This window comes from Microbispora sp. NPDC004025 (assembly GCF_053604425.1).
The window spans coordinates 222,542-230,071 of the sequence record NZ_JBSGHN010000016.1 but is presented as its reverse complement, the minus strand read 5'-3'; the positions used below and the strand labels follow the sequence as shown (position 1 = coordinate 230,071).

The window sequence follows — 7,530 nt, the reverse complement described above, 5'->3', positions numbered from 1 at the left end:
GCCCGATCCGGTAGCCGCCGGGCACCTGCGTGCCCTCGGTGATCGAGTCGCCCAGCGGCATGACCCGCACCCCGCCGTTGGACTCCGCGCTCGCGACACCCGGCACCGCCGCCGCGACGGTCACGGACAGGATCGCGGTGGTCAGGAGGCGTCTCCACCGCCTCCAGCCGCGGGTGGCCGGCCTCTCTGTGGAGCCGCGCCCAATTGTTAACGTTAACATCGGCAGTTGCCCAACCTTTCCGAAGAAGGCGAGTGAATGGGGGGTGGTGGCTCTGGCGTGGCGGCGCGACCCCCTCGTCGGGGACCGTCACCGGCGAAGGCCGTCTCCGTAGCGCTGGTCGGCATGGTTGTTAGCGCTAACAGAATCGGCGAGTCGCTGCTCCTCTTCTCACGGCGGCCGGTGGGTGGTGGTGCGCCGGAGCAAATACGAGACGGGAAGCTCCGTCAAGGGCCCCGGCGCACGCCGTTCCCTGCGGCGCACGGAACGGATGTCCGCTCATCAGCAGCTATCGGTGACGGCCGGGCCGCGATCGCGTGGACGGCGTATTTGAAACTTTCATCACCGGCTCGCGTCTGGCTACGAGACCGTTGCCCTGTTTTCCGTGGCCCGACCACTCGTGGGATGCCGGACAGGGCCGGTTGGGCACGGCCGGGCCTCCGAAAGTTTCAGCGTAGCCTTGACACATTTCGGAGAGGTTTCCAGACTGAGTCCCCGAGAGGCGGTCTCCCCTTGCCAGGTCGGTGGTGAAGCGGCAGGGGGTCGCCGTCCGCGACGCCCTCGTGGTGTGCGTCCCACGCGTGGGACGCGGTGTCGATCCCGCGGATGTCCCCGCTTTCGGTGATTCAGTTGTGGAGGCTCAGGCATGGATTCAAACGCCACCCCCCTAGATCGGCGCCTACGCCGCGGCCGGGTGCTGCTCGCCGGCGCCCTCGGCGTGCTCGGCGCGATCACCGCCGTGGCGGTGTCGGTCCCCGCCGGCGCGGCGGAGAGCACGCTGGGCGCGGCCGCCGCGCAGAGCGGGCGTTACTTCGGCACGGCGATCAGTGCGAGCAGGCTCGGCGACTCGCAGTACACCACGATCGCGAGCCGTGAGTTCAACATGATCACGGCCGAGAACGAGATGAAGCCCGACGCGACCGAGCCGAACCCGGGCCAGTTCAACTTCACCAACGGCGACCGGATCTACAACTGGGCGGTGCAGAACGGCAAGCGGGTCCGCGGCCACACCCTGGCCTGGCACCAGCAGCAGCCGAACTTCTGGGGGCAGCTGTCGGGCAGCTCGCTGCGCCAGGCCATGATCAGCCACATCAACGGCGTGATGTCCCACTACAAGGGCAAGATCTACGCCTGGGACGTGGTCAACGAGGCCTTCGACGACGGCTCCGGCGGCCGCCGCGACTCCAACCTGCAGCGCACCGGCAACGACTGGATCGAGGTCGCCTTCCGCACCGCGCGGGCCGCCGACCCCGACGCGAAGCTCTGCTACAACGACTACAACATCGACAACTGGTCCTGGGCCAAGACGCAGGGCGTCTACAACATGGTCAAGGACTTCAAGGCCCGCGGCGTGCCGATCGACTGCGTCGGCCTGCAGTCGCACTTCAACAGCGGCAGCCCCTACCCCAGCAACTACCGCACCACCCTGCAGAACTTCGCCGCGCTCGGCGTCGACGTGCAGATCACCGAGCTGGACATCCAGGGCGCCTCGCCGACCACCTACGCCAACGTGGTCAAGGACTGCCTGGCCGTTCCGCGCTGCAACGGCATCACCGTGTGGGGCGTCCGCGACCAGGACTCCTGGCGCTCGGGCGACACCCCGCTGCTGTTCAGCGGCGGCAACAAGAAGCCCGCCTACGACGCGGTGCTGAGCGCCCTCAACGCCGCCGGCCCGAGCACCTCGCCCAGCCCCACGCCGCCGGTGAGCCCGAGCCCGACCCCGCCGGTCAGCCCGAGCCCCACCCCGCCGGTCAGCCCGTCGCCCGGGACCTCGCCGGATCCGAGCGGAGCGTGCAGCGCGACGATCCGCACGGTCAACTCCTGGCCCGGCGGCTTCCAGTCCGAGGTCACGGTCCGCGCCGGCAGCTCGTCGCTGAACGGCTGGACGGTCAACTGGACCTGGCCTGGCGGGCAGACCATCAGCAGCCTGTGGAACGGCACGCAGAGCGGGTCCGGCTCCAACGTGACGGTCCGCAACGCCCCCTACAACGGTTCCGTCGCGGCCGGCTCGTCGACCACCTTCGGCTTCACCGCCAACGGCAGCGCGGCCACCCCGACCCTCACCTGCTCCTGATTTCTGACCCCTGACGACCACGAACCGGATCCGGTCGGACGATGTCCGGCCGGATCCGGTTCGCTTTTGCGCACCATGACGCCGGGTGGAGGGGCGGTGCCGGCGGCGAGATGATGGCGGTGTGATGGACGGCGCGCTGCTGCTGCTGGACGTCGACGGGGTGCTCAACCCCGCACGGCGCTCCTCGCCGCGTTTCCGCCGCTTCGAATGCGTGGTGGAGGGCGAGGGATTCCGCCTGCTGCTCGATCCCCGCCACGGCGCCAAGCTGATCGCGTTGCGCCGGGAGACCGGCGTGGCGCTGACGTGGGCGACGACCTGGGGCGAGCGCGCCAACGAGGAGATCGGCCCCAGGATCGGCCTGCCCCCGCTGCCCGTGGTCCCGATCGACGGCGACCCTCCCCGCCCGTACGGGGTGAACCTCAAGACCTGGCACGTCGCGGAGTACGTCCGGGGCCGGCCGTTCGTGTGGTTCGACGACGACCTCGGGCCGGCCGATCTGGAATACCTGCACGGCCATCCGGGCGTCGGCGAGTTCCTCGTCGTCGCCGTCGACCCCCGGGACGGGCTTGGCGACGCCCACCTGGAGGCGGCCCGCCGGTGGCTGACGACCCCGAGGCGGCAGAACGTCTGGTGACAGAGGTGGGGTCACAGGTGAGCAGGGGGTTGATTCTCAGGGAATTCCCCGGAAGCACCGGTAGATTCGCGGGCCATGACATGGCAGCGGAGGATCAACGGCGCACTCGTCAAGTTCACGGGAGTCCAGCTCACCCGTGTCCGGCCCGCCGCGCCGTCGTCACCGGAGGCTCCCGCGCCGGCTGCGGAGGAACTGGTGCGCCCACCTGCCGATCCGCGCGCCGACCGCCTCCTGGTCGCTCCGGTGTTCGTCATGTCCCCGGTACGGTCGGGTTCCACCCTGCTGCGGTCGATCCTGAACGCCCATCCCGATCTGCACGCCCCGCATGAACTGCACGTCCGGCGGCTGACCGTCGGATTCGGCACGCCGCTGGCCCGCAAGGCCATGGAGGCGCTCGGCCACAACCAGGCCGACTTGGAGCACATGCTGTGGGACCGGGTGCTCCACCGCGAACTCGTACGCAGCGGCAAGCGGACCATCGTGGACAAGACCCCCGCCAACGCCTTCGCCCACGCCAGGATCGCCGCCTGCTGGCCGGACGCCCGGTTCGTCTTCCTGCTGCGTCACCCCGCCTCCATCGCCGCGTCCTGGTACGAGGCGGACCCCGTCAAGCGCACCCGGGAGGAGGCCGCCGCCGACGCGCTGCGCTACATGAAGGCCGTGCGGCGGGCCCAGAAGGCCCTCACCGGCCTGACCGTGCGCTACGAGGACCTGACCGCCGAGCCGGAGAAGACGACCCGCGCCATCTGCGAGTTCCTCGGCGTCGAGTGGGAGCCCGCCATGCTGACGTACGGCGAGCAGAAGGTCGTGCAGAAGGGCCTCGGCGACTGGAGCGACAAAATCCGGTCGGGCACGGTGCAGCCGGGACGCGACCTGCCGGGGCCGGACGAGATACCCGATCTACTCAAACCGATCTGCCGCAGCTGGGGCTACCTGCCCCGTGAGGAGGGCGGGCGCGGATGAGGATCCGATACATGCTCCTGCACGCCTACGGCATGGGCGGCACGATCCGCACCGTGGTCAACCAGGCGAACGCGATGGCCGCGCTCGGCCACGACGTGGAGATCGTCAGTGTGGTGCGCCGCCGTGAGGAGCCGCAGTTCCAGCTGCATCCGGCCGTCGCCCTCCACACGCTCGTGGACCAGCGGGCCGGCGTGCGGGCCGACTCTCTCGGCCGCCGCGTGTGGCGGCGGCTGCGCGGCAAGATCGTGCCGTACGGCGAGTTCGCCGCCGGCTACTTCACCGAGCGGGTGGAGAAGGCGGTCATCGACTACGTCTCCTCCCTGGAGGACGGCGTGCTCGTGACCACCCGTCCGGCGCTGAACCTGATCTCCGCGCGCCGCGCCTCCAAGAACGTCGTGCGGGTGGCGCAGGAGCACATGAACCTCGGCACCTATCCCGCGACGCTGCGCGCGGAGATCGTCCGGCACTACCGAGCGTTCGACGCGGTCACGGTGCTGACGGCCAGCGACCAGCGCGAGTACGAGCAGGCGCTGCCCGGCACGAGGATCGTACGGATCCCGAACGCCGTCCACTCGGTGAACCAGACACCGTCCCGGCAGGAGCACCCCGTGGTGGTCGCCGCGGGACGCCTGGTCAAGCAGAAGGGCTTCGACCTGATGCTCCCGGCGTTCGCCCAGGTGGTGAAGGAACATCCGGAGTGGCGCCTGCGCATCTTCGGCACCGGCCCGAAGAAGGCCGCCCTGCGCGCGCTGATCGGCGAGCACGGCCTGTCCGCGCACGTGACGCTCATGGGCCGGACCAACCGTCTCGACGACGAGCTCGCCCGGGCCTCGATCTACGCGCTGAGCAGCCGGTTCGAGGGCCTGCCGATGGTCATGATCGAGGCGATGACCCACGCGCTGCCGATCGTGGCCTTCGACTGCCCGACCGGCCCCGGCGACGTGCTCACCGACGGCACCGACGGCGTCCTGGTGCCCTGCGGGGACGTGGACGCCCTGGCCGCGGCCCTCAACCGGCTCATCGCCGACCGCGACCTGCGGCTGCGCATGGGCGCCGCCGCCGCGGCGACCGCCGGGGAGTACGCGCCGGAGAACGTGATGCCCCTGTGGGAGGACCTCTTCTCCGAGCTTCTGAACGCCAGGACGGCCGGCGACGCGCACGCGCGGCGCTGACCCGGCTCACGGGCGGCCGGCGCCGGTCAACCCGTCACCCAGGGAGCTGCGCCGGTACAGGACGTGCCGCCCGTCGCGGGCCCGGGTGACCAGGCCCGTGGCGTACAGCACACGCAGGTGCTGGGACACGGCGCTCGGCGTGACCCCGAGGCGGCGGGCGATCTCGACGGTGGGCAGCGGCTCACCGAGGAGACCGAGCAGCCGCGCCCTGGGCGCGCCGAGCAGCGACACGAGGGCCGCAGCGGCGGGGACGGGCTCCGGCGCCCAGAGCGTCGCCACGCCGCGGCTGGGGTAGACCAGCGAGGGCGGCTCCTCCGGTATGACCGGGGGCGCGGGCTTGTGCGCGAACACGGAGGGCACGAGCAGCAGCCCACGGCCGGCCGCCGCCACGCGGAAGCTGCTGATCATCTTGTCGATGTGCAGCACCCCGTCCTCCCATCGCAGATTGGGGTGCATGCCCGCGAACAGCAGGCGGGCACCGCCCACGGCCAATTGGCGTGCCCGATAGGTCATGTCGGCCTCCAGCACCAGCCGTGCCCGCGGCCACAGCGGCCGCACGGCGATCTCCCAATATCGGCGCAGGAGTTCGCAGACGGCGTCCCTGAGCCGGACGACCGGTGCGTCGTCGGCGGCGGCCGCGTCGCGCAGCGGCTCGGGCAGCGGATCCGGCGCGTGCGCGGCGAGCAGGTCACGGCGGACCAGATCGGGAGGGGTCCGGCCGACGACCGCCAGCTCCTCCTCGAAGTCCGGGGCGAAGGTCGCGGGCCTCGGGGTCAGGAAGTCGGGGACGGTGAACCTCTCGGCGACCAGGGACATCAGCAGGCCGGTGTCGAGTCCGCCGAGCCTGCCGAGAACGGACCTGCGCCAGGGCAGGTGCATCGCGGACAGGCCCGGATCGCGCAGCACCCGCAGGCTGAGCACCGTCTCGGTGAGGGGTGAGAGGGCGAACCTCGTGTCCGCCAGGTCCTCCACGCCGAGCACGAAGCTGATCATTAAGTCCTACGCTACATCGATTGGCGGCGGAAGGCTCCCGGCGTGGACTTCGGTCCATGACTTCCTCTCAACGCGACGAGGCTCGTCCGCCGCAGGGCGGTACCGGGCGGGCCTCCGGCGGGAGCATGAGCCGGGCGCTGCTCGCGATCCTCACCGTGACCTGCGCGGTGGCCGTGGGCAACGTCTACTTCCCACAGGCGCTCGTGCCGCTGGTCGCCGCCGGGCTGCGCCTGACCCCCGACGCGGGCGCCCTGGTGGTGACCGCCACCCAGGCCGGTTACACGGCCGGGATCGTCCTGCTCGTCCCGCTCGGCGACCGCCTGCCGCACCGCCCGCTCCTCGTCGCCCTGCTCTCCCTGACCGGCCTGGGCCTGCTCGCCGCGGGCTGCGCGCCGGCCCTGCCGTCCCTCGTCGCCGCCAGCGCCCTGGCCGGCCTGACCACCGTGGCCGCACCGGTCGTCGGCCCGCTGGCGGCGGGGCTGGCGGCCCCCGGCCGCCGGGGAGCGGTGATCGGCACGTTGCTGAGCGGATCGACCGGCGGCATGCTGCTGGCCCGGACCTTCAGCGGAACGCTCGGCGAATGGCTCGGCTGGCGGGCTCCGTACCTGGTGGCCGCGGCTCTGGCGCTGCTCCTGGCGGCGGCCCTGGCCGTCACGGTGCCTGTAACGGTGCCTGTCACGGTGCCTGCAGAGGGGCCGGCGAGGGCGCCGGTCACGGGCGCGTCCGCCCACCGGCCCTACCTCGCGCTCCTGGCCGGACCGCTGCGCCTGCTCCGCACCGAGCCGGATCTGCGCCGCTCCTGCGCCTACCAGGCGGCCGTCTTCGCCGGGTTCTCGGCCGTCTGGACCTGCCTGGCGCTCCTCCTCACCGGCCCGGCGTACGGCCTGGGCGCCCAAACCGTCGGGATGCTCGCCCTGGTCGGCGCGGCGACCATGCTGTGCACTCCCCTCGCCGGCCGGCTGGTCGACCGGGTGGGGCCGGATCCGGTGAACCTCGTCTGCATGCTCGGGGTCCTCCTCTCGGCGGCGGTCCTGGCCGCCGGGTCGCTGGGCAGCACGGCGGGCCTGGCCGCGCTGACCCTCGGCACGCTGCTGCTCGACGTCGCGATGCAGTCCGGCATGGTCGCCAACCAGGCCCGGATCTACGCCCTGTGTCCCGGTGCCCGCGGCAGGCTCAACACCGCCTACATGACCTGCGCCTACCTCGGCGGCAGCGCGGGCTCCTGGCTCGGCGTGCGCGTCTGGAGCGCGGCCGGCTGGCCGGGCGTGTGCGCGCTCGTCGCGCTGCTCGCCGCGCTCGCCCTGGCCCGCCACCTCCTGGCGCGTGCGCGGTGCCGCGCCAGAAGACCAAGTGCCGGGGGGGGCGGGGGGGGGGGCGGCCCCGGGGGGGGGGGGGGCGCGGGCGGCGGGCCCGCGGACAAGGACACCGGGGGGCCCGCGGGGGGACCCGCCGCGGGCACTTGCGCGGCGGGCCGCGC

Annotated in this window: 6 protein-coding genes; 5 read left to right on the top strand and 1 reads right to left on the bottom strand. The window is 72.2% G+C overall.

Annotated elements, in window-relative coordinates; all coding sequences use genetic code 11:
* The first annotated feature begins 863 nt into the window (after positions 1 to 863).
* The 4 genes from ACWEQG_RS32540 to ACWEQG_RS32525 all read left to right on the top strand — a co-directional run bounded on the left by ACWEQG_RS32540 (position 864) and on the right by ACWEQG_RS32525 (position 5,060).
* A complete protein-coding gene (locus ACWEQG_RS32540) occupies positions 864 to 2,291 on the top strand; it encodes an endo-1,4-beta-xylanase (RefSeq protein WP_452290612.1) in 1,428 nt (475 codons plus the stop codon).
* A 124-nt stretch (positions 2,292 to 2,415) separates the two neighbouring features.
* Positions 2,416 to 2,925, top strand: a complete 510-nt coding sequence (locus tag ACWEQG_RS32535) for an HAD domain-containing protein (protein ID WP_363469121.1) — start codon at positions 2,416 to 2,418, stop codon at positions 2,923 to 2,925.
* A 75-nt stretch (positions 2,926 to 3,000) separates the two neighbouring features.
* A complete protein-coding gene (locus ACWEQG_RS32530; protein ID WP_452290610.1) occupies positions 3,001 to 3,888 on the top strand; it encodes a sulfotransferase family protein in 888 nt (295 codons plus the stop codon).
* Positions 3,885 to 5,060: a glycosyltransferase family 4 protein gene (locus ACWEQG_RS32525; protein ID WP_452290608.1), complete on the top strand. Its 1,176-nt coding sequence runs from the start codon at positions 3,885 to 3,887 to the stop codon at positions 5,058 to 5,060. Before ACWEQG_RS32530 ends, ACWEQG_RS32525 begins: the two co-directional genes overlap by 4 nt.
* Before the next feature lie 6 nt (positions 5,061 to 5,066).
* On the opposite strand, the gene ACWEQG_RS32520 is transcribed toward ACWEQG_RS32525, so the two are convergent.
* Entirely contained in the window at positions 5,067 to 6,053 is a 987-nt protein-coding gene (locus ACWEQG_RS32520; protein WP_452290606.1) for a helix-turn-helix domain-containing protein, read from the bottom strand.
* A 56-nt stretch (positions 6,054 to 6,109) separates the two neighbouring features.
* Here ACWEQG_RS32520 and ACWEQG_RS32515 point away from each other — a divergent pair.
* The coding region (locus ACWEQG_RS32515; protein WP_452290604.1) for an MFS transporter at positions 6,110 to 7,530 on the top strand (1,421 nt) is incomplete at its 3' end.